Source organism: Photorhabdus aegyptia, from assembly GCF_000612035.1.
Classification (GTDB): Bacteria; Pseudomonadota; Gammaproteobacteria; order Enterobacterales; family Enterobacteriaceae; genus Photorhabdus; species Photorhabdus akhurstii.
Genome location: NZ_JFGV01000014.1, coordinates 11,739 through 37,816 on the forward strand (window position 1 = coordinate 11,739; position 26,078 = coordinate 37,816).

Below are 26,078 nucleotides of genomic sequence, written 5' to 3' on the forward strand. Positions count from 1 at the left end.
ATAAAGTATTGAATACAAAGAATTACATAGCTTTAACTTATAAAGATCTAAATTCTAAATAACACGATATGTTAGAGACCTGAATACTACTTCTCACAGTAATATTAGCTAAACCTCTTTTTTTCATATACAGATATAAAAATTAACAATCTCTTTTTTCCTCCGGCCTATTGACTCAAATAAAATCCAGCCAATTCTGCCTCTTAACCAAAATCTACTTTCGCTAATATTCTTTTTTCATAAAACATGATTTATATATTTAACATTACTAAATATATATTATGACTATATTATAAAATGATAATATGCGTTATTTGTGACAATAAAATAATAGTTTTATTAAAATTAAGAATCCTATCATTATCCGGTTTCTAACTATTTTTTGTTACACCGTAATGAATGTGCGCACCAATTAACCTTTGCAAAAAATACTTGACACACCAATTTCGTTCCAGTTTACTAGTACACGAGTGAGCGAGACTGATATTACCTTGTATACCACCTATATCAATACTAAAGAGGCACTGAAAATGGCTGTATTTATGACGTCTATCCGTTGGTGGCATAACTTCCCAGTAAGGGCGGTATGGTCACGCACATAAATCAACAGTGCCAAATTACCAAAACCCGCCTGAACAGCGGGTTTTTTTATATGCGTAACTTATTAACAGGACGAGAAAATGACGGATAAACAACCAAAAATCACAGTAATCGAGCAGGAAACCGCTTATCAACCCGATCCTACTCTGCTATTCAATCAACTCTGCGGTGAGCGACCTGCAACTTTATTGCTGGAATCTGCGGAAATTAACAGCAAAAAAAATTTAAAAAGTCTGCTGATTATCGATAGTGCCTTACGTATCAGCGCCAACGGCAATCAGGTTACTTTCGACGCGTTGACCGAAAATGGCCGGAATTTATTACCCATTTTGGCCAACAAATTTTCCAGTAACATCCAATCTAAAATGACACATGATGCTCTTCAAGTTACCTTCCCGACAATCAATCACAATATAGATGAAGATAATCGTCTGAAAGCGGTATCCGTATTTGATGCATTGCGTGCCCTGCTTTCTCTGGCGGAAGAACCATCACCACACAATTCATTTCCATACAATACAGACGCAATATTTGTTGGCGGTCTTTTTTCCTACGATCTGGTGGCCGGATTTGAGCCATTACCAACCGTAAAAACCGTTCAACGCTGTCCTGATTTCTGTTTTTATCTCGCAGAAACGTTATTGGTGATCGACCATCAGAATAAAAATGCACGTTTGCAAATCTCCCTTTTCAGTGATTCTCAAGCAGAAGAGCAACGCCTTAAACAACGATTGAAAACATTAGCGGCACTTATTACCGAACCTATTGAGCCGGTAAAGCAAATCTCTCTGCCAACCATGAAAGTTTCATACAATCGGGATGATAAAGCCTATGCAGAAATGGTGGCACAATTGCAGCAATACATCCGTCAGGGAGATATTTTTCAGGTGGTGCCATCAAGACGCTTCTTTCTGCCCTGCCCGGCACCGCTTCATGCTTATCAAAAACTTAAGTACTGCAATCCCAGTCCCTACATGTTTTTCATGCAGGACAAAGATTTCTGTCTGTTCGGCGCTTCTCCTGAAAGCGCACTTAAATATGATGCATCCAATCGCCAGATTGAAATTTACCCGATCGCCGGCACCCGCCCCCGTGGGCGCAATGCTGCCGGCGAGCTGGATGCCGATCTGGACAGCCGAACCGAACTAGAGATGCGCACAGATGATAAAGAATTAGCCGAACACCTGATGCTGGTTGATTTGGCCCGTAATGACCTGGCTCGCATTTGTGAACCGGGAAGCCGCTATGTCTCTGACCTGACAAAAGTTGATCGCTACTCCTTTGTTATGCATCTGGTTTCCCGCGTAGTGGGAACATTACGCCATGATTTGGACATCTTTCATGCTTATCAAGCTTGTATGAATATGGGCACCCTTACTGGCGCGCCGAAAGTACGCGCAATGCAACTTATCGCTCACTATGAAAGTGAACGCCGGGGCAGCTATGGCGGTGCGGTCGGTTATTTCACCGGCAAAGGGGATATGGATAATTGTATCGTTATTCGCTCTGCCTATGTGGAAGATGGTATGGCGACGATTCAGGTTGGCGCCGGTATCGTGCTGGATTCCGAACCTTTAGCCGAATCCGAAGAGACTCGTAACAAAGCAAAAGCCGTCATTCGAGCAATTATTGAGGCTCATCAGGCCGAGGAGATTTTCTAATGGCAAATATTCTTCTACTCGACAACGTGGATTCATTTACCTATAACCTCGTCGATCAATTACGTAATCATGGTCATCAGGTGGTTATCTACCGCAATACTGTTGCAACTGAAATGATTATGCAGCGATTAAACATGCTCTCTTCTCCGTTATTGATGCTTTCACCGGGGCCGGGTAAACCATCTGACGCAGGTTGTATGCCTCAATTACTGCAACAAATCATCGGCAAAATCCCAGTAATCGGCATCTGCCTTGGGCATCAGGCCATTATTGAAGCCTATGGTGGGGAAATTTCCGCTGCTGATGAAATCCTACATGGCAAAGCTTCTCTGGCAGAACACGATAATCAGGCTATGTTCGCTAATTTGACAAATCCTCTACCGGTTGCCCGTTATCACTCTCTCGCAGGTAACAAAATTCCATCCGAACTAACTATTTCTGCCCGTTGTGGCGATACTGTTATGGCGGTTCGCCATAACGAACATAAGGTTTGTGGATTTCAATTCCACCCAGAATCAATTCTCACAACTCAGGGCGCTAAATTGCTTGAACAAACTCTGGTCTGGGCACTAAATTAAAGGGGAGATGAAAATGCAGACTATTTTCAATAAATTGTTTAATGCGCAGACACTGACACAGCAAGAAAGCCAGCAACTATTTGCAGCCATTATTCAAGGAGAATTAAGTGAATCACAACTCGCTGCTGTACTTATCAGCATGAAATTACGCGGTGAACAACCTCAGGAGATTGCCGGCGCAGCCCAAGCATTACTGGCAAATGCCCTGCCATTTCCACGGCCGGATTACACTTTCTGCGATATCGTCGGAACAGGCGGTGATGGCGCGAACAGCATCAATATTTCAACCGCCAGTGCCTTTGTCGCCGCGACTTGTCAGATTAAAGTCGCCAAACATGGTAATCGCAGTGTTTCCAGTCGATCAGGTTCTTCTGATTTGCTGGCAGCGTTTGGTATCACTCTTGATGTCAGCGCGGAATGTGCCCGTAGCGCACTCGATGAAATCGGCATCTGTTTCCTATTCGCACCGCAGTATCATCTTGGATTCCGTCATGCAATGCCGGTACGTCAACAACTGAAAACCCGAACGCTATTCAATATACTAGGTCCTCTAATTAACCCAGCCCGCCCGCCACTGGCTTTAATTGGCGTTTACAGCCCTGAGCTCGTTGAGCCGATTGCCCGCACTTTACAGGTTCTCGGCTATCAGCGGGCAGCGGTTGTTCACAGCGGCGGCATGGATGAAGTCGCACTACATGCACCGACGCAAGTTGCAGAACTTAATAATGGAGAAATTATCCATTATCAATTAAACGCTGAAGATTTTGGTTTACAACATCATCCAATATCCGCTTTAAAAGGAGGTTCTCCAGAAGATAATCGTGAAATGCTCAGTTTATTGTTACAAGGACGAGGCAAGAAGGCTCATGCTGATGCCGTTGCGGCTAACGTTGCCCTGTTAATGAAAATTCATGGACAGGAAAATTTACGTCATAACACCCAACAAGCTCTCGAAGCCATTCACAGTGGTCGAGCTTATGAACGAGTCATAGCACTTGCAACAAGGAGTTAATCATGCAAGCCACTATTTTACAGAAAATAGTTAATGATAAAGCCGAATACCTTATTAATCGCAAACAGCAACAACCATTGGAAAGTTTTATCGATGCCGTTGTTGCCAGCAATCGTCATTTTTATCAAGCGCTAAGCAGTCAACAGACGGTTTTTATTCTGGAATGCAAAAAAGCCTCTCCTTCTAAAGGCGTTATTCGTCAGGATTTTGATCCTGTTCAAATAGCGAAAATTTATCAGCCTTATGCTGCCGCCATCTCTGTATTAACTGATGAAAAATATTTTCAGGGTAGCTATGAATTTCTTCGTTTAGTCAGTGATGCCGTTCACCAGCCGGTATTGTGCAAAGATTTTATTATCGATCCTTATCAAATTTATCTTGCTCGTTATTATCAAGCCGATGCAATTTTACTGATGCTTTCTATCCTTGATGATCAGCAATATATTGCGCTGTCTGAACTTGCGCATAGTCTGAATATGGGCGTACTGACGGAAGTCAGTTCAGAGGAAGAGCGAGCCAGAGCAGTGGCGCTAAAAGCTAAAGTGATAGGTATCAATAACCGTGATCTGAGAGATCTTTCTATCGATTTAAACCGTACCAAGCAACTTGCGCCACAGTTACCAAAAGAAACAATTGTTATCAGCGAATCTGGCATCCACCAGCATCAACAAATTCGTGATCTTAGTCATTATGCTAATGGCTTTCTCATTGGCAGTGCTTTAATGGCCCAATCCAATCTGGACTTAGCATTACGTCAATTGATTTTGGGTGAAAATAAAGTCTGTGGGTTAACGCGTCCACAAGATGCTAAAGCAGCATTACAGGCAGGTGCTGTTTATGGTGGTTTGATATTTGCTGAACATTCACCACGTAATATTAATATTCAACAAGCCCAACAAATTATCAATGCAGCAAATCTCAAATATGTAGGGGTATTTCAAAATCAATCATCTGCATTCATCAGTCATATCGCCCGTACCCTTTCTCTGGCTGCGGTGCAATTACATGGCGCAGAAGGCGAAATTTATATTGCGGAACTGCGAAAAACACTGCCTGAAAATTGTCAAATCTGGAAAGCAATTGATATGTCGGGAGATGCCTTTCACGCCAAAACCGAAAATGTTGACCGTTATTTACTTGATAACGGCAACGGTGGAACCGGCCAAAGTTTCGATTGGCAATTACTTGAAAAGCAATCACTCGCCAATATCATGCTAGCCGGTGGGTTAAATGAAGAAAATTGCCAACAAGCGGCAAAATATGGCTGTTGCGGACTTGATTTTAATTCTGGCGTCGAAAGCGCCCCCGGCATTAAAAGCAGTCATAAACTAAATAAGGTGTTTCAGCTTCTACGCTGTTACCAATAAGTAACAATTTTCCAATTCATATAAATGGACGAGTAGAACAATGAGTAAACTTAACCCCTATTTTGGTGATTTCGGTGGACAATTTGTACCACAGATCCTTATTCCAGCCCTTGAACAATTAGAAGCCGCATTTATTGCCGCTCAGCAAGATCCCGAATTCCAGCAAGAATTTCAGGATCTACTGAAAAATTATGCAGGCAGACCAACAGCATTAACGTTATGCCGTAATCTGACGAAAGGCACCAAAACCCGACTTTATCTGAAACGTGAAGATCTATTACACGGCGGCGCTCATAAAACCAATCAGGTACTTGGTCAAGCATTATTGGCGAAACGCATGGGCAAAAACGAAATTATTGCAGAAACCGGCGCTGGTCAACATGGTGTGGCAACCGCCCTCACCTGTGCACTTTTAAATATGAAATGCCGCATTTATATGGGCGCTAAAGATGTGGAGCGCCAATCCCCTAATGTTTTCCGTATGCGTCTGATGGGAGCCGAAGTGATTCCGGTTCACAGTGGTTCTGCTACTTTAAAAGATGCCTGCAATGAAGCATTACGTGATTGGTCTGGCAGCTACGACAAAGCCCACTACTTATTAGGGACTGCCGCTGGACCCCACCCGTATCCGACGATGGTTCGAGAGTTCCAGCGTATGATCGGCGAAGAAGCCAAATCCCAAATTCTGGCAAAAGAGGGACGCCTGCCCGATGCCGTGTTGGCCTGTGTTGGTGGAGGTTCCAATGCCATTGGCATGTTTGCCGAATTTATTCCTGAAACATCAGTCCGCCTCATTGGTATTGAACCTGCCGGGCTCGGCATTGAAACCGGTAAACATGGCGCTCCACTGAAACATGGCAAATTGGGTATCTATTTTGGTATGAAATCGCCAATGATGCAGACAGATGAAGGCCAGATTGAAGAATCTTATTCTATTTCCGCCGGTCTGGATTTCCCTTCCGTTGGCCCTCAACATGCCTATCTGAACAATATTGGACGGGCTGATTATGTTTCTATCACCGATGATGAAGCATTAGAAGCATTCAAAACCCTTTCCCGCGAGGAAGGCATTATTCCAGCCCTCGAATCCTCTCATGCGCTGGCTTATGCTCTGAAAATGATCCATCAAGCTCCTGATAAAGAGCAATTACTGATCGTTAATCTATCCGGTCGCGGTGATAAAGACATATTTACTGTCCACGATATTTTAAAATCCAGAGGGGAAATCTAATGGAACGTTACGAGCAGCTATTTAAACAACTGGAAAGTCGTAAACAAGGTGCTTTTGTCCCCTTTGTCACATTAGGCGATCCAACCCCGGAATTATCACTGGAGATTATTGATACTCTAATTGCAAGTGGTGCTGACGCTCTTGAGTTAAGTATTCCTTTTTCTGATCCGCTGGCTGACGGCCCAACCATTCAGAACGCTAATTTGCGCGCCTTCTCCTCAAATGTGACTCCCACGGTCTGTTTTGAACTATTAACAAAAATTCGGGCAAAATATCCTGATATTCCTATCGGTTTATTAATGTATGCCAACCTGGTTTTTCATCATGGAATAGACGAGTTCTACCGTCGTTGTAAAGATGCAGAGGTCGATTCGGTTCTCGTTGCAGATGTTCCTATATCAGAATCACGGCCATTCCGTACCGCAGCCATGAAACATGGTATTGCCCCTATTTTTATTTGCCCACCCAACGCGGAAGATGAACTATTACGTGAAATTTCTTCTTATGGCCGCGGATATACCTATTTATTATCAAGAGCAGGAGTGACCGGTACAGAAAGACGAGGTGAAAAACCGTTAAATCATTTAGTCAATAAACTACGAGAATATCATGCGGCACCACCGTTACAGGGATTTGGGATTTCAGAACCTGAGCAGGTCAAAGAAACATTAACGAGTGGCGCAGCGGGAGCCATTTCCGGATCTGCCGTCGTTAAAATTATCGAAGAAAATCTTTCTCAGCCAGAAATAATGCTGAAAAAACTGGCTGAATTTGTATCAAAAATGAAATCTGCCACTCAACTTTAATACAAAAAACGGGGCAAAATCTGCCCCATTTTTTTATTAAAAGTGATAACCAACCCCAAACATAAATACCCACGGATCTAGCCGGGTATCAATTTTATATTGCTGATCACCTGCTTTAAATTTCACATCCGTTTCAATGTTTACCCACCATACAGAGGCGTTCAACATCCAATTCTGATCTAACTCATAATCCAGACCAACCTGCCCGGCAACACCCCAAGAATCCTTCAAGTCCAGACTATGTAAGTTACTATCTTTAACAGCCGAATTACCATTGAATTTTTCGTTAAAGAAAGTGGTATAGTTCAAACCAACACCAACATAAGGGCGGAAACTACTTTCTTTAGAACCGAAATAGTACTGCGCCATTAATGTCGGCGGTAGATGTTTTACTTTAGCAATATCACCAACACCCGGTAAACTTACCCGATGCTGGAAGGGTGTCCCTGCCAGTAATTCAAAACCAATATTATCGGTAATCATATAACTGAAGGTTAAACCCATCTGGGTATTATTATCCGCACTCAAAGAGCCCACCCCTAATACATTATCAGAACCCGTATTAGGTCTTACGGTTGCAGTACCTGTGCGGAAAATAAAATCACCTGCTTCATGCGCAAAAGCAAATGATGGTGCTAAAGTTGCCGCTGCTAATACAAATGCAGAAATTTTTTTCATTATTCATCCCATTCCTGTGATTTAAAGTCAATTAAAATATACTCATATATTAAAAATCATGATCCAAGGTAGATCACATCTTTTAAAGAATTTCAGTAAAAACGCATATTTACAATATTATTATTTCAATTAAGAATTATTTTAAATTGATCCAAATCAAAGTTTATTTATTATTAATCAGTTAGAAATCCTTTATTTATATATTCATTCCGATGTTTTATCTTTCCTTATCATTAATATTTCCATTATGTTTTAATAAGGTTAATTTTATGTTTATTTTTATCTTAAGAATATAATGTGAAGAACTTTTTTCTACCATCAACAATCACAGTTAACCATTAATTTATCCGTATCATCTCGTTTCTACTATCCACATTTCCCCATAACAAGGTACAATCAGCCCTTATGCATTGTTGTTTAACCTGATAGGAGCTGTCTTCATGCCAATCACGGCGAATACCCTGTACCGTGACAGTTTTAACTTTTTCAAAAATCAACTGTTAAGTACCCTGACCCTGGCCGTTCTGGCGGCTCTGGTTACCACCTTATTGGGGCACCTGTTTATTCCTGACAGCGAACAGATGAAGTTGCTGACAGAAGCAGAATTCACGTTTGCCACTTCAGGCAAGGCCGGTATTCAGGAGCTGGTGTCTCAAATGACCCCAGAGCAACAGTCAATGATCATGCGGGCGGGAATCGGGACCATTTTCTCAAGTATGATTGGCAGCGTGCTGCTGGTCGGTGGTGTACTGACGCTGGTCGCGGCAGTTTCAGCGGGAAACCGTATTTCTTCATTACAGGCAATTGGTTTGTCAGCAAACCAATTGCCGAAACTGTTCCTATTACTGCTTATCTGCACCCTGCTAATTCAATTGGGCTTGATGCTGATGCTAGTACCCGGCATTATTTTGTCGATCGCACTGGCTTTATCACCCGTTATTATGACTGCCGAGCGTTGCGGCGTTTTTGCTGCTATAAAAATAAGCTGGAAACTGGCATTTGCTAATATTCGTCTGTTGGTTCCGGCAATTCTTTTATGGCTGACCGCAAGGCTCTTGCTGGTATTTATTATTGACCGCCTAACATTCATTCACAGCGAGATGGCAGGGATTATTCTTGGTGTATTCAATAACCTCATTTCAGCTATTTTGCTGATTTATCTGTTCCGGTTGTATATGCTAATTGCCTCTCCACAACAAAAATCAATATAAAGTAGCTATTCAAACAAAACCCCATAGTGATAAAACTATGGGGATAAACAGAACAAGCTGTTATATCTGGATTGATCTAAAATGCAAAAAAATTCCCTGTTTTTCAACAGGGAATTCTATAGCAAAGAGAGCTAATTAAATACTAATTAGCGAATTTAGGTTAGAACCGATAACCAACACCAACTACCCAAGTGCCTATTTTAATGTCATTCAGTTTTGAATATTCATAGGATGTATCAATAGTCCAATTTGGCATAGGGTTAAACTGTAATCCTAGACCATAAGCCACTGATGTTTTACTCCCTTTATAGTCAGGAATTTCATAACCTGAAACAAAAGCTTCACTCTTTGCCTTTCCACGTGCAGCACCAACCATACCGTATGCACTAACATAGTCATTAAAACGATATGTAGGACCCGCCATCAGAGAATAATAATCTATATCAGCTTTACCTACTTTTCGGCCACCGTTATAAAACTCGTACCCCAAATATGTATATGTAAATGAGCTGATAACGCCCCAATTATTATCCAATTCGTAGCGGTATTTTAAGTTGAGGCCCTTTGGATGATCGTCAATCTTACTATCTTTAAACTTCATATGACTCTGAGCATAACCACCCGAAATCGTGCTTTCACCCGCATTTGCCGCAAATGCGAATACAGATAAACCTGCTGCTACCACTGAAGCTATCAATGCTCTTTTCATTGAAAATCCCTAATATTGTATAAAATATAGTAAATATTAATTACGGACCGCAATTATTTATCAGCAACCAATAGAAAACAACTCAATCCCGTTTTTTGTTAAGTTTCCGTTTAACAAGATAAGGCAATGACTGCTTTTCATCCTGAGCAAGATAATTTTTCCAGTTTAATCAGATTTTTTTGTACTTATTAACATTTCATCACTTCACTGCTGAGATAAAAACAAAAAAATTCCCTGTTTTACAACAGGGAATTTTGTCTAGAATAATAGTGATAACTAATAAAGGAATAATCTTCAGATTATATGGCTAAACATGGACTAACAATTTCAACTAAATAGATATATGGACACTAAACCAGTAGTCAAAAACATATATCCGGTTTCAATAATCCCTGATGAAAATCCGTACTCTCTATCTTCATTATTTCGACAGCCTTGATGAATAAACTATCTAATAAGCTAACAGAGAGTTGGTGCTAGCATTAATTTATTATCTTCAGTCACTTAATGAGATTGCACAGATCGCAATAGCTGGACTGAATTCCCTTTAAAGGAACGACTACACTGGAAACACTATTTAAAATCGATAACCCGCACCAATTACCCAAGTGCCTACTTTAAAATCACCCAGTTTTGAATATTCATAAGATGCATCAATAACCCAATTTGGCATAGGGTTAAATTGCAATCCTAGACCATAAGCAGCAGAGGTCTTACTTTCTTTATAGTCAAAGTCATAATCATTAGCAACACCCAACGCAGAAGTTTCACCTTTTACTTTCCGGTGTGCTGCACCAACCAGACCGTATACACTCACATACTCATTAAAGCGGTATGTAGGGCCAACCATCAGAGAATAATAATCTAAATCAGTCGTACCCACTTTGCCGCCATAATCGTAGAAATCATAACCCTGATGTGTCAGCGTGAATGAACTAATAACACCCCAATTATTATCCAGCTCGTAGCGATATTTCAGGTTAAAACCTTTTGGGTTTTCATCAAGCTTTTCACCATCAACTTTCACATGACTCTGAGCATAACCACCCGAAATCGTGTGTTCACCAGCATTTGCTGCAAATGAGAATACAGATAAACCAACTGCCACTGCTGAGGCTATCAATGCCTTTTTCATTGGAACGTCCTAAATAGTTATTTTACAAGTAATAATGATTTGCTTTGTTAAAATATACTTATCGAAAAACAGAATGTAACGTGGTATTAAATACTTAATGCTTCAATCATATTGTTTTTTAACAAGAAATCTTAAAATAATACAGGTATTCAGGATCTGATATCTCAGTTAATAGAATATCGACGGTCAATAATCATACGTTCGGGAATTAAGAACTATTTTCCTCAATTATAATTATCAATATGATTATTTTATTTCTCGCATTTATTGTTTGATCTCAATAACGCGCTATTATAGCTGAATAATCGTTCAATCAGACCTCACAGTGATAAAACTATGAGGCTGAAAGTTATAAACAAGTTTACGTTGTATTCATTTACATGGTGTTAAATTTACTATTTCAAGCTGCTATATTTTTAGCCCCACAAGATGACATCACCCTTTCACTGATTTCCTGCTCAATTTTTATTTCAAAGTCAGTAAACAGCGCCTTTGGTTTTACACTTTTATTACTTTTTTCAAGCGTGACAAAACCATGTCGGCTAAGTGTCTTTAATGTGACTGACAAGTTGCTTGGTTTCCTTCCTGATAGATTAGCCAGTTCTGCGATTGTCTCTGGTTTGTGCTCATCGATAAGACGCAGAAGCGCGATATTATCACTGCTAAGTACTTGAGCAAGCGCAATCATGGAAGTAAACCAAATCTTAGGCTCATCAGGTTGAACAATATATTCACCCTTAATAATAGCCAATGTGCGCTTGCGTATAAGTTCTTCATTCATCACGCCAATGAGTGCTTTCATCGTGTTACCCTCTTTTTTCGCGTTCAGCGATAATTTCATCAATTTTAGTAAAGAAATCCTCAATTAACTGATATGCAGAAGTAAATTCATACGGAACACCTTTATCAACCCAAGCAAGACGTCCAAACCTGAATCCGATTGCATTACTAAAACCTCCTTGTTGTTATGATCTAATCATATGTCTTTGCTTAATGAAATTCAAGCTAGCAAACAACTGTAAATTATTATCTTTTAGCGTAATTAGAGTACCATTCAGGCTTACTTTGAATCATTCGTACCGCAAAATAGAGATCAGGCGCCACAATCAGATCGTCATCACTACTTTGCAGCTTATTCTGTTTTATCCAACGGGTAAGTTCTGTCCGGCGTCCGGCGAGCACCAATGTGATATCTCTTACTTTCAATTCATTAATCAACTCATCAATGGCGGCAAATACACTGACATCATCATGGGTAAAACTCACAGCCGCATCGACAACCAGCCAACCCGGACGTTTTTGCGTTTTGTTAAGTTTTTGAATCCTGTCAACATGCTGCAACACCCGCTTTTTAAAATAGCTGACATTGAAGTAAGTCAATGGTGAATTAAATCGATACATCATTACGCCATCTATTGGTTTAATATCATTGCCATGATTAATTGAATGAATCATTCCTTGGTCATTCACCCCTAAGAGCTGATCTGTCGGGCGGAATATAGTTCGCAAAAACTGTAATAAACCAAGCAAAACGGCGAAACCAACACCGTTAATCAAGCCAACCACCAGCACGGCAATTAATGTAAATAGTGATAAAGTAAATGCCTGATGATTTCGTTTCCTCAGTGACCAAATCCGTCGTAAATCCAACAGTGACGACGCCGAATAAATCAGCACCACACCAAGCGATGACAACGGGATATAAGCCAGGAAACTTGTCATAAATAACAAAACCAGCAAAATAATAGTCGCCGCGATAACAGAAACCAATTGCGTTTTCCCACCAATCGCATCATTAACCGCAGTACGACTACTGGCAGCACTGACAGCAAATCCTTGTGATAAAGCAGAAGCGATATTTGCAATGCCTAAAGCTCTAAGTTCACAATCTGCATCAATCTGATAACCGTTCTTACTGGCAAAGCTACGGGCCGTCATCATAAAACTGACAAAACTGATAACAGCAAGGTTCAAAGATGGAATAACTAGCTCACGCATAATGCCTGGCTGGAAATCGGGCATTGGCACAACAGGTAATCCCCCACCGCTGACACCACCAACAATCTGAATGCCATATTTCTCCAGACCAAATTGCCAGCTTACATACGTCGTTAATACCATTGCCAACAAAGGCCCCGGCCAAGTCGGACGCAAGAAACGCACAATAAGCAAAATCAACACCGTAGCAACAGACATTGCTAGCGTCGGTAAATGTGTACTCATGAGCTTGGCAGGTAATGCGATCACCCGTTCAATCAATCCCGCCGGGACGCCAGCAAAACCAAAGACTTTAGCTAACTGATCCACAATGATTGTCAATGCAACACCGTTCATTAATCCTTTCAGGATCGGTTTGGAAAGAAAATCAGCAAACGCGCCTAATCGGAAGTGACTGGCGAGAACACACCATATTCCGGTCATTAAGGTCATTACGATCGTAAGCTGCCAACGGACATCTTCATTATCAAACACCAATGGCGCGACAGCCGCGGCAATAACGGCACACGTTGCTGCATCTGGCCCGACAATCAATTGTCTTGAGGTACCAAATAATGCATAAGCAAACATGGGCAAAATACATGCATAAAGACCGATAATTGCACTTATTCCCATCAATTCGGCATAAGCAATAGCAACCGGCAGAGCAACCGCGGCGACAGAAAGCCCGGCTCTTAAATCATGACTAAACCATTCCTTGCGATAATGAGAAAAATTGCCCAACCCTGGCATCCAACGCTGTAGTTTTTTCCACTGCATCTGGTTTATGCCCTCTTATTTTTCAACGGGTTTTAGCTATAATGCTGCGTTATATGCCCACTGACAACCGGAAGTTAATTACTCCGCTCTTTATGATAGAATTATGCGAAACCGATCGATAAAAACCTTTTTTATTGAGAGATAAGACCATACTGTTGCTGCTAGTTCATTCAATGACTAAAGTCGGATGACAATTAAACGCCGGAATTACAATAGGTTCAAATATGAAACAACTTTTAGACTTTCTACCTTTAGTCGTCTTTTTTGTCGTATACAAGATGTATGATATTTTCTACGCTTCTGGAGCGCTGATCGCCGCCACCGGTTTAGCTGTCGCTATTACTTATTTCATCTACCGGAAAGTAGAGAAATCCTCTCTGATTACTTTTATCATGGTGGCTGTTTTCGGTACTCTAACTTTAGCTTTCCACAGTGATCTCTTTATCAAATGGAAAGTGACAGTGATCTATGCATTATTCGCACTAGCCCTGCTAGGCAGCCAATGGTTTATGAAAAAACCTCTGATTCAGAAAATGCTAGGAAAAGAGTTAGTTTTACCCGATTTTGTTTGGAACAAACTCAATATGGCATGGGCTCTGTTTTTTACCGCCTGTGCACTGGCTAATATTTATGTCGCATTCTGGTTGCCACAAGATGTCTGGGTTAATTTTAAAGTATTTGGTCTGACTGCCCTGACTCTAGTTTTCACCGTGCTCAGTGTAGTATATATTTACCGTCACCTGCCACGCGAACAGAAGTAACCCCATTCAAATGGATACCTGCCTGCTATCGTCTGTAGGCAGGTATTGTTTTTTCATCAAATAAAGTAAAGTTTTCAATGACACAACAACAATTACCTAACGGAGAGTTAGTCCTCCGCACACTGGCTATGCCCGCTGATACCAACGCCAATGGAGATATTTTTGGTGGATGGTTAATGTCACAAATGGATATTGGTGGTGCAATTCTGGCAAAAGAAATTGCGGAAGGCCGTGTTGTCACTGTCAGAGTAGATGGTATTACTTTCCTCAAACCTGTCGCCGTTGGTGATGTCGTCTGCTGCTATGCACATTGTCTCAAAACCGGTAACAGTTCGATTACCATCAACATCGAAGTCTGGGTGAAGAAAGTCTCCTCTGAACCTGTCGGTCAACGCTATCGTGCAACCGAAGCAGTATTCACTTATGTTGCGGTTAATGAAGATAATACCTCTCGTCGATTGCCAGAAGGCAAAACCCACTTTCAACTCGCCAGCAGCACTAGCGAATAAGGCTATACCCTATGGATTTCAAGATGCATCGCGACGGCAAGGGAGAGAATCCCCGGGAGCATAGAGAACTATGTGACCGGGGTGAGCGAGTGAAGCCAACAAAGAGGCAACTTGAAAGATAACGGGTATAATTATTAATGGAAAAAGGAGCGTGTTAATCAGGCTCCTTTTTTATTTCCATTTCCCCGACAATCAGGATTGAGATATACCCGTAATTTTGAATTCGACGGTTGTGATATAACCAACCGCAGGTATTTTTTCATAGCGCCATTTTCTCATCGCTTTTTTCACCTCCCTTTCAAAAACATTGGGTGGATTAGCGCCAATGACTTCTATATTTTTTACCCGTCCATCTTCATCAATATCATATTTGACTTTTACATAGCCTTCGGTACCCAATGCTGAAGCTCTGGATGGGTAGACAGGTAACGCTTTACTTAATGCCCTTGGCCCATTCTGCGGTTTAACCACCGGTTTATTCTGATTATTATCAGTACGGTTAGCCAACGCATTCTGATTAAACTGCGGTTTTTCCGGTTGTTCAGCTCTCTTTTCAACGGGTTCAGATTGCTTTTTAACAACCTTCTTCTTCACTTCTGGTTTCGGTTTCTTCACCTCTGGTTTTGGAATTACCGGCTCCGGAACAGGTTCCGGTTCCTCCGGCTCTGATTCAGGCTCAGGCGCTGCCGGCTCCGAAACAGGAGCTTCTTCAGCCGCTAACTGAATCATAGCGACAGACATAAGTGCAACATCAGACTGTTTTTCCGGCATTGCAGAACAAAAAAGGGCGGCAGCAATAGAAATGTGCAAACAAACTGATAACAATATTGGCCAACGTATCCAGCGCATAAGGGAATTCTTGATTAGCAGCATAATAGTCAATCCTCGAATGACTGCTAGTTTAAATGCAAATAGCAATCATATTCAATAAAGATTGTAGGTGAGCGTGAATATAAGGCCAAAAATATTATTTTTTCAATGTATCCATTCGCCATGCTGAACAAACAATAAAGCCCGACGCTGTTTATAACCATTTAATTTACGTAGTGAATAAATGCGTAAATTACGTCTTGATTGCCCTTCCAGCCAACGGCGCCGACGGTTAGAATTCTGGCGTAACATCCGCCACCGCCCTACTTCATTCCGACTACGTTTCATAAAGTCATACCTATAAAAATATCACGCTCATTATAAGCCTTTAAAAAAGATATCCAAGGCGTATCTGGATAGTACTTTTTATATCAATAATGCGAAATGACCAATATCAAGTATGATGCTTGCAGTATATTTGCCGATTTTTTGGTAAATTCATCGGGTTAATTAGATCGTTTATATCCCGTGTCTTGAGGAAACCGTGTCAAACGCCACCAAAGATATCTGAACAAAACAGGATTGATTGCCGAATATGACAACCTTTTATTCCGTCCTAAGTTGGCTTGCTATTTTCTTTTATTGGCTGATTGTTGCCAGTATCACCTTACGCATTCTGATAAAGCGTCGGCCGGTCACCTCCGCTATGACCTGGCTGTTGATTATTTATATTCTTCCCTTAGTTGGAATCATCGCTTACCTGTCGTTCGGTGAGCTGCATTTGGGAAAACGCAGAGTTGAACAAGCAAAAGCCATGTGGCCTTCAACAACCGTATGGCTTGAAGAACTACGTAAATCTCGTCATATCTTCGCCACGGAAAATAGCGAAGTCGCGACACCTTTATTCCAGCTTTGCGAACGACGGCAAGGGCTTGAAGGCGTTAAAGGCAATAAGATCCAATTGCTGACAACCTATGACCATTCACTGAAAACCATTATCAAAGATATTGAGAATGCCAAACACAGCATTGATATGGTGTTTTACATCTGGCAATCCGGCGGCTTAGTTGAACAAGTGACTGATGCTCTTATGGCCGCAGCACACCGAGGCGTCAGATGCCGTATTATGGTGGATTCAGCCGGTAGCTGGTTATATTGCCGTAGCCAATACCCGGATATCATGCGCCAGGCGGGAATTGAATTTGTTGAAGCTTTGCCGGTCAACATATTCCGCCTATTTCTACGCCGAATGGATTTGCGCCAGCATCGTAAAATTATCTTGATAGATGATTATATTTCTTATGCCGGCAGTATGAATATGGTCGATCCGCGCTTCTTTAAACAAGATGCCGGCGTAGGGCAATGGATCGATATCATGGTGCGCATGGAAGGACCAGTCACCACGACTATGGGGGTTATTTACGCTTGTGACTGGGAAATGGAAACAGGTCAACGTATTTTTCCGCCATCACCGGATAGCAATATTATGCCATTTGAACAGGCCAGTGGGCACACAACTCAGGTTATTGCATCCGGCCCTGGATTCCCCGAGGAATTGATTCAACAATCTTTAATGACGGCTATTTTCTCTGCCCGTAAGCAACTGATTTTAACTACCCCTTATTTTGTTCCCAGTGATGACCTGATAAATGCTATTTGCACCGCAGCCTTACGAGGGGTTGAAGTTATTATTATCGTTCCACGCAGAAATAATTTCTTCTTAGTTCGTTGGGCAAGCCGTGCATTTTTTGCTGAATTGTTAAATGCCGGTGTTAAGATTTACCAGTTTGAAGATGGCTTGCTACATACCAAAAGCGTTTTAGTTGATGGTCAACTCAGCATGGTGGGTTCAGTGAATCTCGATATGCGTAGCCTGTGGCTAAATTTCGAAATTACCGTGGTTATTGATGATGAAAACTTTGGTAATGATCTGACACTGGTGCAATATGATTATATCGCCCATTCTACATTGCTGGAAACCAAGGAGTGGGAACAGCGCCCTTTGTGGCATCGTATAATTGAACGTATTTGTTACTTTTTTAGCCCACTACTGTGACCAACACCCTCGTCTTGTAAAGACGGGGGTACCAATCAACGCTGCAACATGTTTTAATTCTTCATCATGACCTACAAATAAATCAATATGGACAACAGATCCTCACAAACTATGGATTTAGACCTCAATAACCGAATGACAGAAGATGAAACCCTTGAGAAAGCCTATGACATCTTTCTTGAACTGGCTTCATCTAACCTCGATCCCGCGGATATTCTACTGTTTAGTTTACAATTCGAAGTACGTGGCGGCGCAGAATTACTGCCCCCTTCTGATGAGTGGCTTGGACTCGTGGATTTTTATCCGAATCCTGATTTTTTTGCCGAAGTGATTATCGGGCTAGCAGAATCTGAAGATGCCGAGATCAACGATGTTTTCGCTCGCATCCTTATTTGCCGGGAAAAATCTCACCCGATTTACCATATTTTGTGGAAAGATTGAAAAATTTAAGGTCAGTGATTTTATCTGCTATTTTTTTATTCAAAGAGTGAGAGCTACCCGTTTTGATGCAGGTCTGAATCCCAACACAAAACCCAAAAAGTAACTCTCACATTTAATGCCTTACAATATTCTTCAATAACTACAATATTCCTCAGTAACTACAATATTCCTCAGTAACTACAATCGATTAACCTTAACTACAATGGATCAACCTTTAAACAAGACACCGCATGGCGGAAACTTCCTTCCATCAATGGCCGTGTTTTAGCACATTCAGGATCTGCCATTGGACAACGAGTACGGAAAACACATCCTGATGGCGGATTGATGGGTGACGGCAATTCACCTTCCAACAATTCAATGTGTTTATTTCGTTCTTTATCTGGATCAGGTACCGGCACTGCTGACATCAACGCTTTGGTATAAGGATGCTGTGGATTATGGTAAACCTCATCATAAGTGCCCAATTCCACCGCATGCCCAAGATACATCACCAATACGCGATCAGATATATGCTTAACCACCGCCAAATCATGGGCGATAAAAATTAGCGACAGCCCCATTTCCCGTTGTAATTCCTGCAACAGGTTCACTACCTGAGCCTGAATGGATACATCAAGTGCGGATACCGGCTCATCACAAATCACCAACTTAGGTTCAAGAATAAGCGCACGAGCAATCCCGATACGTTGACACTGACCCCCAGAGAATTCATGCGGATAACGGTTAATCAGATTCGGCAGTAATCCAACTTTCATCATCATTGTTTTTACCCGCTCTTTCATTTCCGGCTCTTTCATCTTTGGATGATAAGTGCGCAGTGGCTCAGCGATAATATCACCAATCGTCATTCGTGGGTTTAAGGATGCTAATGGGTCCTGGAATATCATCTGGATATCACTGCGAATCTCCCGCCACTGTTTATCATCCATATCCAGCAGGCTTTTTCCCAACCAAGTTACTGAACCACCAGAAGACTTGACCAATCCGATAATTGCACGAGCAAAAGTCGATTTACCGCAACCGGATTCACCAACCACACCAAGAGTTTCCCCTTCATATAACCTTAATGTAACGCCATCAACCGCTTTCAAGGATTTTGTTGGTTGCCAGAACCACTGTTTGCCATCTTTGATGTCAAAGTAAACTTTTAGATCTGCTACTTCCAGCAGCACACGTCTTTCTTCAATCTGGCTCATGCCAATTCCTCCGGTGCCTTAAAGCAAGCTCGCAAACGCCCGTTGCCAAATGTCTCTAACCCCGGTTCACAATCTACACAACGGCCTACTGAAAACTGACAGCGTGGCTGAAACGGACACCCTTTCGGCAATCGTAATAAATTAGGCGGATTTCCGGGAATAGTCGTCAACGATGCTTCATCACCATCAAGACGAGGAACAGCACTAAGCAGACCTATAGAATAAGGATGGGTTGGTTGATAAAACACTTCACGAGCTGAGCCATATTCCATCGTTCTCCCCGCATACATCACCAACACTTTGTCACAAATACCGGCAACCACCCCCAAATCGTGAGTAATCATAATAATCGCGGTATTAAATTCCCGTTTCAGCTCATTCAGTAGGGTCATAATCTGAGCCTGAACTGTGACATCAAGTGCGGTTGTCGGTTCGTCAGCAATCAATAATTTTGGTCGACATAACAACGCCATCGCGATCATCACACGCTGACGCATTCCACCGGAAAATTCATGCGGATACATTCGCATTCGCTTAAGCGCTTCTGGCATTTTGACGGCATCCAGCATCCGAAGCGATTCAAGGTATGCCTCACTTTTACTCATATGCTTATGCAACATCAATACTTCTGTCAGTTGATCGCCGATACGCATATAGGGATTGAGAGATGTCATTGGGTCCTGAAATATCATTGATATCTCTTCCGCTCTCATGCGGTTAAGCTGTTTTTCTTCAAGGTTAAGAATTTCCCTGCCATTAAAAATAGCGGAACCGCCAATCTTACCGTTTCTGGCAAGTAGCCCCATCAAAGCGAAAGCAGTTTGTGATTTGCCAGAACCGGACTCCCCTACAATTCCTAATGTTTCCCCTGCGCGTAAATCAAAATTTAGCTTGTTCACCGCTGTAACATCGCCATCTGGGGTACTAAAAGTCACGTCCAATTCTTTAACAATTAACAACGGTTCAGAACTTTTCTGGTTTTTAACGCTGTCCATGTTACCTCCTTAACGATCTTTCGGATCGAGGGCATCACGCAAGCCATCGCCGATAAAGTTAAAACAAAACAGTGTCACCACCAGAAAACCGGCAGGAAACAACAGCAACCACGGGGAAACCTCCATCGAATTCGCACCATCGCTTAATAATGCACCCCAACTACTTAACGGTTCTTGAGTTCCCAATCCCAGAAAGCTAAGAAACGATTCAAACAGAATCATACTCGGCACTAATAAAGATGCATAAACCACCACCACTCCCAATACATTAGGGACAATATGACGCAGCACAATATGACGGGTTGATACACCACACACCAGCGCCGCCTCAATAAATTCCTTACGTTTTAGGCTCAATGTCTGACCACGGACAATACGCGCCATATCCAGCCATGACACCATACCGATAGCGACAAATATCAAAAAAATATTCTGTCCGAAGAAGGTCACCAACAGAATCACAAAGAACATGAATGGAAATGAGTTCAAAATTTCCAGCAGACGCATCATTACTGAGTCTATTTTTCCACCCAAATAACCAGATAATGATCCATATAAGGTTCCGACGACTACCGCCACCAAAGCGGCTGCAATCCCAACCATCAACGAAATGCGTCCTCCAATGGCAACACGCACCAGCAAATCACGTCCAGAAGAATCTGTACCAAAATAGTGACCTGACTCAGAATCAGGTGGCATCGACATCATGGCCCAATCAGTATCGTCATATGTGAATTGAGCTAACATCGGCGCCAGGATCACAAACAAGGTAATCAAAGATAGCAGACACAAACTGGCAATCGCTGCCCGATTGTGAATAAAACGACGTCGTGCATCCTGCCACAAACTACGCCCTTCAATTTCTAATTGCTCAGAGAAATTTTCCAGAGCTTCGCTGTTTTGTTTATTAACTATCATTGCGTGCTCCAGTCTTAATAACGAATCTTCGGATCGATAACAGCGTACAACACATCAACAATCGCATTGAAAAAAATAGTCAAACTACCAACTAAAATAGTCAGACTTAACACTAACGAATAATCACGGTTCAATGCGCCATTAACAAACAACTGCCCTATTCCCGGCAACCCGAAGATCGTTTCAATCACCATCGAACCGGTAATAATGCCGACAAAAGCAGGCCCCATATAAGAGATAACCGGTAACAATGCGGGCTTTAAAGCATGGCGGAAAATGATGACACGTAATGGTAAACCCTTGGCACGCGCAGTACGGATAAAGTTAGAGTGCAACACTTCTATCATCGAACTACGGGTAATACGGGAGATACTGGCGATATAGGCCAAAGAGAGTGCTACCATCGGTAAAATCATATATTTTGGCGCACCGCCATTCCAACCTCCTCCCGGCAACCATTTAAGATGAATAGCAAACCCCAGTACTAACAACGGCGCTACAACAAAACCTGGGATAACAACCCCCGTCATGGCGAATCCCATCACCGTATAATCCCACTTGGTATTTTGGTTAAGTGCAGCAATAACCCCGGCGCTGACCCCCAAGACAACCGCCATGATAAATGCCGAAGCCCCTAATTTAGCCGATACTGGAAACGCTGTTGCGACGAGATCGTTAACCGAGTAGTCCTTATATTTAAAAGAAGGCCCGAAATCTCCTTTAGTGAGTTGAATTAAGTAATCAAAATATTGTTTATAAATTGGGTCATTCAAATGATATTTCGCTTCAATGTTTGCCATCACTTCTGGCGGCAATTTCCGCTCGCCGGTAAATGGGCTGCCTGGCGCCAGCCGCATCATGAAAAACGAAATAGTGATAAGAATAAAAAGTGTCGGGATCGCCTCTAAACAACGGCGTAAAATAAACTTAAGCATCGCCCGTTCCTATGTGTTGGCCCTTAACCCTGGCCTTAAAATAATTTGGCACTAAAGCAGCCCTTTCCGGGCTGCTTTACAACGATTAGTGTTTGATAATATAAAAATCTTTGGTGTGTAAATTATCCAAAGGATCTTTCCCTGTATAGCCACCAACATAGGGCTTCACTAACCGGGTATTCACATAGTAATAAAGGGGGACAATAGCAGAATCTTTATCTAACTGCGCTTCTGCTTGCTGGTAAACAGCAGCACGTTCATCATCTGTTGCTACTTTCAGAGATTCTTTCATCAGTTTATCAAACTCATCACTCTTATAATGAGCCGTGTTATTACTACTATAAGAAAGCATTGAATTCAGGAATGAAGAAGGTTCGTTGTAATCGGCACACCAGCCAGCACGGGCCACGTCATAATTCCCTTGATGTCGAGTATCAAGGAAAGTTTTCCACTCTTGGTTTTCTAAACGAACATCAGCACCTAAATTTTTCTTCCAAATAGAAGCTACCGCGATGGCAATTTTCTTATGCAGATCGGAAGTGTTATAAAGCAAGTTAAATTTCAGTGGGTTATCTTTATTATAACCTGCTTCCGCCAGTAATTTTTTGGCCTCCTGGTTGCGCTGTTCCTGACTCCAACCAGTAAACCACACCGGTTTCATCTCTTTCATACCATCAGTAACCGGCGGTGTATAACCGGAAGCAGGGATATCACCCTGTGCTTTTACTTTATTGGTCACAATATCGCGATCCATAGACAATTTCAGTGCAGTACGGACGCGGGGATCATTAAATGGGGGTTTTTCGTTATTAATTTCGTAATAATAAGTACATAATTGTGGGTTAATGTGCAACTCGTTCGGGATCTCCTTTTTCAGCTTCTGGAACAGTTCAATCGGTAAATTGGTATAAGTCATATCAATTTCGCCACTGCGATAACGGTTGACATCCGTAACCTCTGACGAAATTGGCAGGAAAGTCACCTGATCAATAACAGTATTTTTGTTATCCCAGTATGTCGGGCTACGTTCCATTACAATACGTTCGTTGACTATCCAATTTTTCAGTTTATAAGCCCCATTACCGACAAAGTTCTGTGGCTGAGTCCATTTTTCGCCATATTTTTCTACCGTAGCTTTATGCACCGGCGCCATCGAAGAGTGAGCCAAAAGCCTTGGTAAATAAGGAACCGCTTCGCTCAATGTAAGCTGCAATGTATAGTCATCCAGCGCCTTTACTCCCAGAGCATCTGGTTTCTTTTTGCCACCGATAATGTCGTCAATATTGGTGATATGGGCATACTGGAGGTAACTTTCATAGGGAGAAGCAGTATTAGGATCGGCCAGACGTTGCCAACTATAAACAAAATCATGGGCCGTGACAGGATCGCCATTAGACCACTTAGAATCTTTACGCATATGGAATGTCCAGACGGTAAAGTCTTTATTTTCCCAACTGGTCGCAGAACCTGGCAAAATTTCGCCATTCGGGCCAACGATGACAACACCTTCAAACAGATCGCGAGCCAAATGTGATTCTGGCACTCCTTCAATCTTATGTGGATCTAACGATTGCGGTTCAGAGCCGTTATTACGGACTAAAACCTGTTTATCAGCTAATTGAACACCATCAGGCACTTTTGCAGCAAAGACCTGACTTGCCATTACCATACTCAGTGCAGCGCTGATGCTGACAGTAAGTAGTCTCTTTTTCGTTGTGTTTATCATCTTTTTCTACTCCAATTTTATACCGTCAGATTTGTTATCAGCCGACGGCCCAGAAATAAGGGGTGGATTACTACCCGCATACAAAAGGAACGATTTTGTTTGCAGGATCTCAGTAACTCTTTTGAATAAAGCTACTGTTTAATTTTTTTCATATACAGTCGCTTAATATCCATATAATCCAATGGGTCTTTCCCTGAAAACCCTCCCACTGATGGGCTAACAAGCCGTACACTCACCCGGTAATAAACGGGAATCAGCACCGAGTCTTTATCCAGTTGAGACTCAGCTTGTTGGTATAGTTTCTTACGCTCAATAGCGTCCTTAGCGATTAATGCCTGCTCCAGATAGCTATCAAAATTTTTATTCTGATAGAAAGTTGTGTTATTACTGCTGTCTGACAGCAACATGTTTAAAAACGCTGTAGGTTCATTGTAATCCGCGCACCAGGTTGCTCTGGTCACCTCGTAATTCCCCTGATGGCGGCTTTCAAGAGAAGTTTTCCATTCCTGATTCTGCAAAATCACATCCGCTCCCAGATTCTTTTTCCACATGGAAGCGGCGGCAATAGCCTGCTGTTTGTTTTGCTCAGAGGTGTTGTATAACAATGTGAACTTCAATGGATTCGTCTGATTAAAGCCGGCCTGAGCCAACAATTCTCTCGCTCGTTTATTACGCTGCTCCTGTGTCCAGTTAGCCCATTCTGGCTTAACAAAATCGCCGCCACCAATAAATGTTGGCGTAAAACCATAAGCTGGTATTTGCCCCTGCCCCATAATTTTCCCCGCAATAATCTCCCTGTCGAGACTTAACTTGGCGGCTTCACGGACTCTGACATCAGTAAACGGCGGTTTTTTATTGTTAATTTCGTAATAAAACGTACAAAGGTAAGGGCTGACGCGAACCTGATCGGGGATATCTTTTTTCATTTTCTGATACAGAGTCGGCGGAATGGCGCTATTGGTGATATTTACCTCTCCACTACGATAGCGGTTAATATCACTGGTTTCAGATTGAAGGGGTAAGAGAGTCGCTTGACCAATAACTGTTTTTGCATTATTCCAATATCGAGGATTGCGTTCGATCACTATCCGCTCATTGACCACCCACTCTTTCAACGAATACGCCCCATTACCGACATAGTTTTCTGGCAGCGTCCATTTATTGCCTAACTTTTCGACCACATCCTTTTTGACGGGTTTCATTGCCGTATGACTGAGCATACTTACGAAATAAGGCACGGGGTGCGTCAGAGTCACCTGCAAACGATGATCATCCAGCGCTTTTACCCCCAACTGATCAGGCGATTTTTTACCCTTTAGAACATCACTAATATTTTCAACGTAAGCATATTGAAGATAGCTGGCATAAGGTGAACCCACTTTTGGATCAGCTAATCGCTGCCAGCTATAAACAAAATCGTGGGCAGTGACCGGCGCTCCATCACTCCATTTAGCATTATCACGCAGATAAAACGTCCATACCTTGTAATCCTGATTTTCCCAACGGGTGGCAACACCTGGCACGATTTCTCCCTCAGGGCCGGTACTCACTAGCCCTTCCAAGAGATTAAGAATAATGTTGGTTTCTGGTACACCTTCAACTTTATGTGGATCAAGCGAAGCAACTTCCGCGCCATTATTAATAATAATTTGCTGTTTATCCGCAAGTTTCACACCATCTGGAAGTTCAACGGCAGACACGGCTGTAACAAGAAACGCTGATAATAAAAATATACAGGAAATAAACTTATATAATTTTAATTGTTTGATCTTCATTTTTTCCCCTCCAGTTTGATGGGCTTGCTCATTCCACATATCCCATCAAGGCCGGGATCTTCACATTATTTAGCCCAAAGTAACGGATTAAATATTAAAGCGGACTTATCATATCAGTCGTTAAAATATCGCTCTCATATTGCAAAAATCATCCTTACAAACAACTTAGTGTGACCTATTACATTAATTGATAAAACACGCCAATAAC

At 42.0% G+C, this 26,078-nt stretch carries 24 protein-coding genes and 1 other annotated feature; of the genes, 11 read left to right on the forward strand and 13 right to left on the reverse strand.

Going from position 1 to position 26,078, the window contains the following annotated elements:
- The first annotated feature begins 551 nt into the window (after positions 1-551).
- Positions 552-652, forward strand: a sequence feature (Trp leader region).
- Positions 653-680: 28 nt separating this feature from the next.
- Genes BA1DRAFT_RS06095 through trpA form a run of 6 tightly spaced genes read left to right on the forward strand, consistent with a single transcriptional unit; the run spans position 681 to position 7,255 of the window.
- Positions 681-2,261: an anthranilate synthase component 1 gene (locus BA1DRAFT_RS06095; RefSeq protein ID WP_036777109.1), complete on the forward strand. Its 1,581-nt coding sequence runs from the start codon at positions 681-683 to the stop codon at positions 2,259-2,261.
- Positions 2,261-2,839 (forward strand): glutamine amidotransferase-related protein, encoded by a 579-nt coding sequence (locus BA1DRAFT_RS06100; RefSeq protein WP_036777111.1) that lies wholly within the window; start codon positions 2,261-2,263, stop codon positions 2,837-2,839. The genes BA1DRAFT_RS06095 and BA1DRAFT_RS06100 overlap by 1 nt, the downstream gene beginning before the upstream one ends.
- Before the next feature lie 13 nt (positions 2,840-2,852).
- Positions 2,853-3,851, forward strand: a complete 999-nt coding sequence (gene trpD, locus BA1DRAFT_RS06105) for an anthranilate phosphoribosyltransferase (RefSeq protein ID WP_036777113.1) — start codon at positions 2,853-2,855, stop codon at positions 3,849-3,851.
- Between the two features lie 2 nt (positions 3,852-3,853).
- Positions 3,854-5,218 carry a bifunctional indole-3-glycerol-phosphate synthase TrpC/phosphoribosylanthranilate isomerase TrpF gene (gene trpCF, locus BA1DRAFT_RS06110; protein ID WP_036777114.1) on the forward strand — a complete coding sequence of 455 codons (1,365 nt, stop codon included), beginning with the start codon at positions 3,854-3,856 and terminating at the stop codon, positions 5,216-5,218.
- A 40-nt stretch (positions 5,219-5,258) separates the two neighbouring features.
- Entirely contained in the window at positions 5,259-6,449 is a 1,191-nt protein-coding gene (trpB, locus tag BA1DRAFT_RS06115) for a tryptophan synthase subunit beta (RefSeq protein ID WP_036777116.1), read from the forward strand.
- Positions 6,449-7,255: a tryptophan synthase subunit alpha gene (trpA, locus tag BA1DRAFT_RS06120; protein WP_036777118.1), complete on the forward strand. Its 807-nt coding sequence runs from the start codon at positions 6,449-6,451 to the stop codon at positions 7,253-7,255. Before trpB ends, trpA begins: the two co-directional genes overlap by 1 nt.
- Positions 7,256-7,291: 36 nt before the next feature.
- Here trpA and ompW read toward each other — a convergent pair whose 3' ends face one another.
- Positions 7,292-7,933 (reverse strand): outer membrane protein OmpW, encoded by a 642-nt coding sequence (gene ompW, locus BA1DRAFT_RS06125; RefSeq protein WP_036777119.1) that lies wholly within the window; start codon positions 7,931-7,933, stop codon positions 7,292-7,294.
- 440 nt (positions 7,934-8,373) lie between these two features.
- On the opposite strand from ompW, the gene BA1DRAFT_RS06130 reads away from it, so the two are divergent.
- Positions 8,374-9,144, forward strand: a complete 771-nt coding sequence (locus BA1DRAFT_RS06130) for a YciC family protein (RefSeq protein ID WP_036777121.1) — start codon at positions 8,374-8,376, stop codon at positions 9,142-9,144.
- Between the two features lie 160 nt (positions 9,145-9,304).
- Here the strand turns inward: BA1DRAFT_RS06130 and BA1DRAFT_RS06135 are convergent, their stop codons facing one another.
- From BA1DRAFT_RS06135 to BA1DRAFT_RS06150, 4 genes are all read right to left on the reverse strand, one after another.
- Entirely contained in the window at positions 9,305-9,853 is a 549-nt protein-coding gene (locus BA1DRAFT_RS06135; protein ID WP_036777123.1) for an Ail/Lom family outer membrane beta-barrel protein, read from the reverse strand.
- A gap of 577 nt (positions 9,854-10,430) precedes the next feature.
- On the reverse strand, positions 10,431-10,988 hold the full coding sequence (locus BA1DRAFT_RS06140) for an Ail/Lom family outer membrane beta-barrel protein (RefSeq protein ID WP_036777124.1): 558 nt from the start codon (positions 10,986-10,988) through the stop codon (positions 10,431-10,433).
- A gap of 400 nt (positions 10,989-11,388) precedes the next feature.
- Positions 11,389-11,790, reverse strand: coding sequence for an HVO_A0114 family putative DNA-binding protein (locus BA1DRAFT_RS06145; RefSeq protein ID WP_036777240.1), 402 nt, complete (start codon positions 11,788-11,790; stop codon positions 11,389-11,391).
- A 224-nt stretch (positions 11,791-12,014) separates the two neighbouring features.
- Positions 12,015-13,745 carry a SulP family inorganic anion transporter gene (locus BA1DRAFT_RS06150; RefSeq protein ID WP_036777125.1) on the reverse strand — a complete coding sequence of 577 codons (1,731 nt, stop codon included), beginning with the start codon at positions 13,743-13,745 and terminating at the stop codon, positions 12,015-12,017.
- Positions 13,746-13,969: 224 nt separating this feature from the next.
- On the opposite strand from BA1DRAFT_RS06150, the gene BA1DRAFT_RS06155 reads away from it, so the two are divergent.
- Together BA1DRAFT_RS06155 and yciA are read left to right on the forward strand one after the other, a co-directional pair.
- The gene (locus tag BA1DRAFT_RS06155) at positions 13,970-14,506 is read left to right on the forward strand and encodes a septation protein A (protein ID WP_036777126.1); all 537 of its coding nucleotides are present in this window, start codon (positions 13,970-13,972) and stop codon (positions 14,504-14,506) included.
- Positions 14,507-14,583: 77 nt separating this feature from the next.
- The gene (yciA, locus tag BA1DRAFT_RS06160) at positions 14,584-15,015 is read left to right on the forward strand and encodes an acyl-CoA thioester hydrolase YciA (RefSeq protein ID WP_036777127.1); all 432 of its coding nucleotides are present in this window, start codon (positions 14,584-14,586) and stop codon (positions 15,013-15,015) included.
- Positions 15,016-15,207: 192 nt separating this feature from the next.
- On the opposite strand, the gene tonB is transcribed toward yciA, so the two are convergent.
- Positions 15,208-15,888 (reverse strand): TonB system transport protein TonB, encoded by a 681-nt coding sequence (gene tonB / locus BA1DRAFT_RS06165; protein ID WP_051560681.1) that lies wholly within the window; start codon positions 15,886-15,888, stop codon positions 15,208-15,210.
- A gap of 102 nt (positions 15,889-15,990) precedes the next feature.
- The gene (locus BA1DRAFT_RS06170) at positions 15,991-16,173 is read right to left on the reverse strand and encodes a YciY family protein (protein WP_036777128.1); all 183 of its coding nucleotides are present in this window, start codon (positions 16,171-16,173) and stop codon (positions 15,991-15,993) included.
- Positions 16,174-16,420: 247 nt separating this feature from the next.
- Between BA1DRAFT_RS06170 and cls the strand changes: the two genes are divergently transcribed.
- Positions 16,421-17,881, forward strand: coding sequence for a cardiolipin synthase (gene cls / locus BA1DRAFT_RS06175; RefSeq protein ID WP_036777130.1), 1,461 nt, complete (start codon positions 16,421-16,423; stop codon positions 17,879-17,881).
- Positions 17,882-17,992: 111 nt separating this feature from the next.
- The gene (locus BA1DRAFT_RS06180; RefSeq protein WP_036777132.1) at positions 17,993-18,322 is read left to right on the forward strand and encodes an HI1450 family dsDNA-mimic protein; all 330 of its coding nucleotides are present in this window, start codon (positions 17,993-17,995) and stop codon (positions 18,320-18,322) included.
- Between the two features lie 197 nt (positions 18,323-18,519).
- Here the strand turns inward: BA1DRAFT_RS06180 and oppF are convergent, their stop codons facing one another.
- From oppF to BA1DRAFT_RS06210, 6 genes are all read right to left on the reverse strand, one after another.
- The gene (gene oppF / locus BA1DRAFT_RS06185) at positions 18,520-19,521 is read right to left on the reverse strand and encodes a murein tripeptide/oligopeptide ABC transporter ATP binding protein OppF (protein ID WP_036777134.1); all 1,002 of its coding nucleotides are present in this window, start codon (positions 19,519-19,521) and stop codon (positions 18,520-18,522) included.
- A complete protein-coding gene (oppD, locus tag BA1DRAFT_RS06190; RefSeq protein ID WP_036777136.1) occupies positions 19,518-20,516 on the reverse strand; it encodes an ABC transporter ATP-binding protein in 999 nt (332 codons plus the stop codon). The genes oppF and oppD overlap by 4 nt, the downstream gene beginning before the upstream one ends.
- A 9-nt stretch (positions 20,517-20,525) precedes the next feature.
- Entirely contained in the window at positions 20,526-21,434 is a 909-nt protein-coding gene (gene oppC, locus BA1DRAFT_RS06195) for an oligopeptide ABC transporter permease OppC (RefSeq protein WP_036777138.1), read from the reverse strand.
- Positions 21,435-21,448: 14 nt separating this feature from the next.
- Positions 21,449-22,369 carry an oligopeptide ABC transporter permease OppB gene (gene oppB / locus BA1DRAFT_RS06200; RefSeq protein ID WP_036777141.1) on the reverse strand — a complete coding sequence of 307 codons (921 nt, stop codon included), beginning with the start codon at positions 22,367-22,369 and terminating at the stop codon, positions 21,449-21,451.
- Positions 22,370-22,454: 85 nt separating this feature from the next.
- Complete coding sequence (gene oppA / locus BA1DRAFT_RS06205; protein WP_036777144.1) at positions 22,455-24,095, reverse strand: oligopeptide ABC transporter substrate-binding protein OppA; 1,641 nt, start codon at positions 24,093-24,095, stop codon at positions 22,455-22,457.
- Between the two features lie 131 nt (positions 24,096-24,226).
- Entirely contained in the window at positions 24,227-25,870 is a 1,644-nt protein-coding gene (locus BA1DRAFT_RS06210; RefSeq protein ID WP_036777145.1) for an ABC transporter substrate-binding protein, read from the reverse strand.
- Positions 25,871-26,078 lie beyond the last annotated feature (208 nt).

Bases quoted from the DNA above. Each gene is read 5' to 3' on its own strand.
- BA1DRAFT_RS06095 (WP_036777109.1), top strand. From the start codon at position 681: ATGACGGATAAACAACCAAAAATCACAGTAATCGAGCAGGAAACCGCT.
- BA1DRAFT_RS06100 (WP_036777111.1), top strand. From the start codon at position 2,261: ATGGCAAATATTCTTCTACTCGACAACGTGGATTCATTTACCTATAAC.
- trpD (WP_036777113.1), top strand. From the start codon at position 2,853: ATGCAGACTATTTTCAATAAATTGTTTAATGCGCAGACACTGACACAG.
- trpCF (WP_036777114.1), top strand. From the start codon at position 3,854: ATGCAAGCCACTATTTTACAGAAAATAGTTAATGATAAAGCCGAATAC.
- trpB (WP_036777116.1), top strand. From the start codon at position 5,259: ATGAGTAAACTTAACCCCTATTTTGGTGATTTCGGTGGACAATTTGTA.
- trpA (WP_036777118.1), top strand. From the start codon at position 6,449: ATGGAACGTTACGAGCAGCTATTTAAACAACTGGAAAGTCGTAAACAA.
- ompW (WP_036777119.1), bottom strand. From the start codon at position 7,933: ATGAAAAAAATTTCTGCATTTGTATTAGCAGCGGCAACTTTAGCACCA.
- BA1DRAFT_RS06130 (WP_036777121.1), top strand. From the start codon at position 8,374: ATGCCAATCACGGCGAATACCCTGTACCGTGACAGTTTTAACTTTTTC.
- BA1DRAFT_RS06135 (WP_036777123.1), bottom strand. From the start codon at position 9,853: ATGAAAAGAGCATTGATAGCTTCAGTGGTAGCAGCAGGTTTATCTGTA.
- BA1DRAFT_RS06140 (WP_036777124.1), bottom strand. From the start codon at position 10,988: ATGAAAAAGGCATTGATAGCCTCAGCAGTGGCAGTTGGTTTATCTGTA.
- BA1DRAFT_RS06145 (WP_036777240.1), bottom strand. From the start codon at position 11,790: ATGAAAGCACTCATTGGCGTGATGAATGAAGAACTTATACGCAAGCGC.
- BA1DRAFT_RS06150 (WP_036777125.1), bottom strand. From the start codon at position 13,745: ATGCAGTGGAAAAAACTACAGCGTTGGATGCCAGGGTTGGGCAATTTT.
- BA1DRAFT_RS06155 (WP_036777126.1), top strand. From the start codon at position 13,970: ATGAAACAACTTTTAGACTTTCTACCTTTAGTCGTCTTTTTTGTCGTA.
- yciA (WP_036777127.1), top strand. From the start codon at position 14,584: ATGACACAACAACAATTACCTAACGGAGAGTTAGTCCTCCGCACACTG.
- tonB (WP_051560681.1), bottom strand. From the start codon at position 15,888: ATGCTGCTAATCAAGAATTCCCTTATGCGCTGGATACGTTGGCCAATA.
- BA1DRAFT_RS06170 (WP_036777128.1), bottom strand. From the start codon at position 16,173: ATGAAACGTAGTCGGAATGAAGTAGGGCGGTGGCGGATGTTACGCCAG.
- cls (WP_036777130.1), top strand. From the start codon at position 16,421: ATGACAACCTTTTATTCCGTCCTAAGTTGGCTTGCTATTTTCTTTTAT.
- BA1DRAFT_RS06180 (WP_036777132.1), top strand. From the start codon at position 17,993: ATGGATTTAGACCTCAATAACCGAATGACAGAAGATGAAACCCTTGAG.
- oppF (WP_036777134.1), bottom strand. From the start codon at position 19,521: ATGAGCCAGATTGAAGAAAGACGTGTGCTGCTGGAAGTAGCAGATCTA.
- oppD (WP_036777136.1), bottom strand. From the start codon at position 20,516: ATGGACAGCGTTAAAAACCAGAAAAGTTCTGAACCGTTGTTAATTGTT.
- oppC (WP_036777138.1), bottom strand. From the start codon at position 21,434: ATGATAGTTAATAAACAAAACAGCGAAGCTCTGGAAAATTTCTCTGAG.
- oppB (WP_036777141.1), bottom strand. From the start codon at position 22,369: ATGCTTAAGTTTATTTTACGCCGTTGTTTAGAGGCGATCCCGACACTT.
- oppA (WP_036777144.1), bottom strand. From the start codon at position 24,095: ATGATAAACACAACGAAAAAGAGACTACTTACTGTCAGCATCAGCGCT.
- BA1DRAFT_RS06210 (WP_036777145.1), bottom strand. From the start codon at position 25,870: ATGAAGATCAAACAATTAAAATTATATAAGTTTATTTCCTGTATATTT.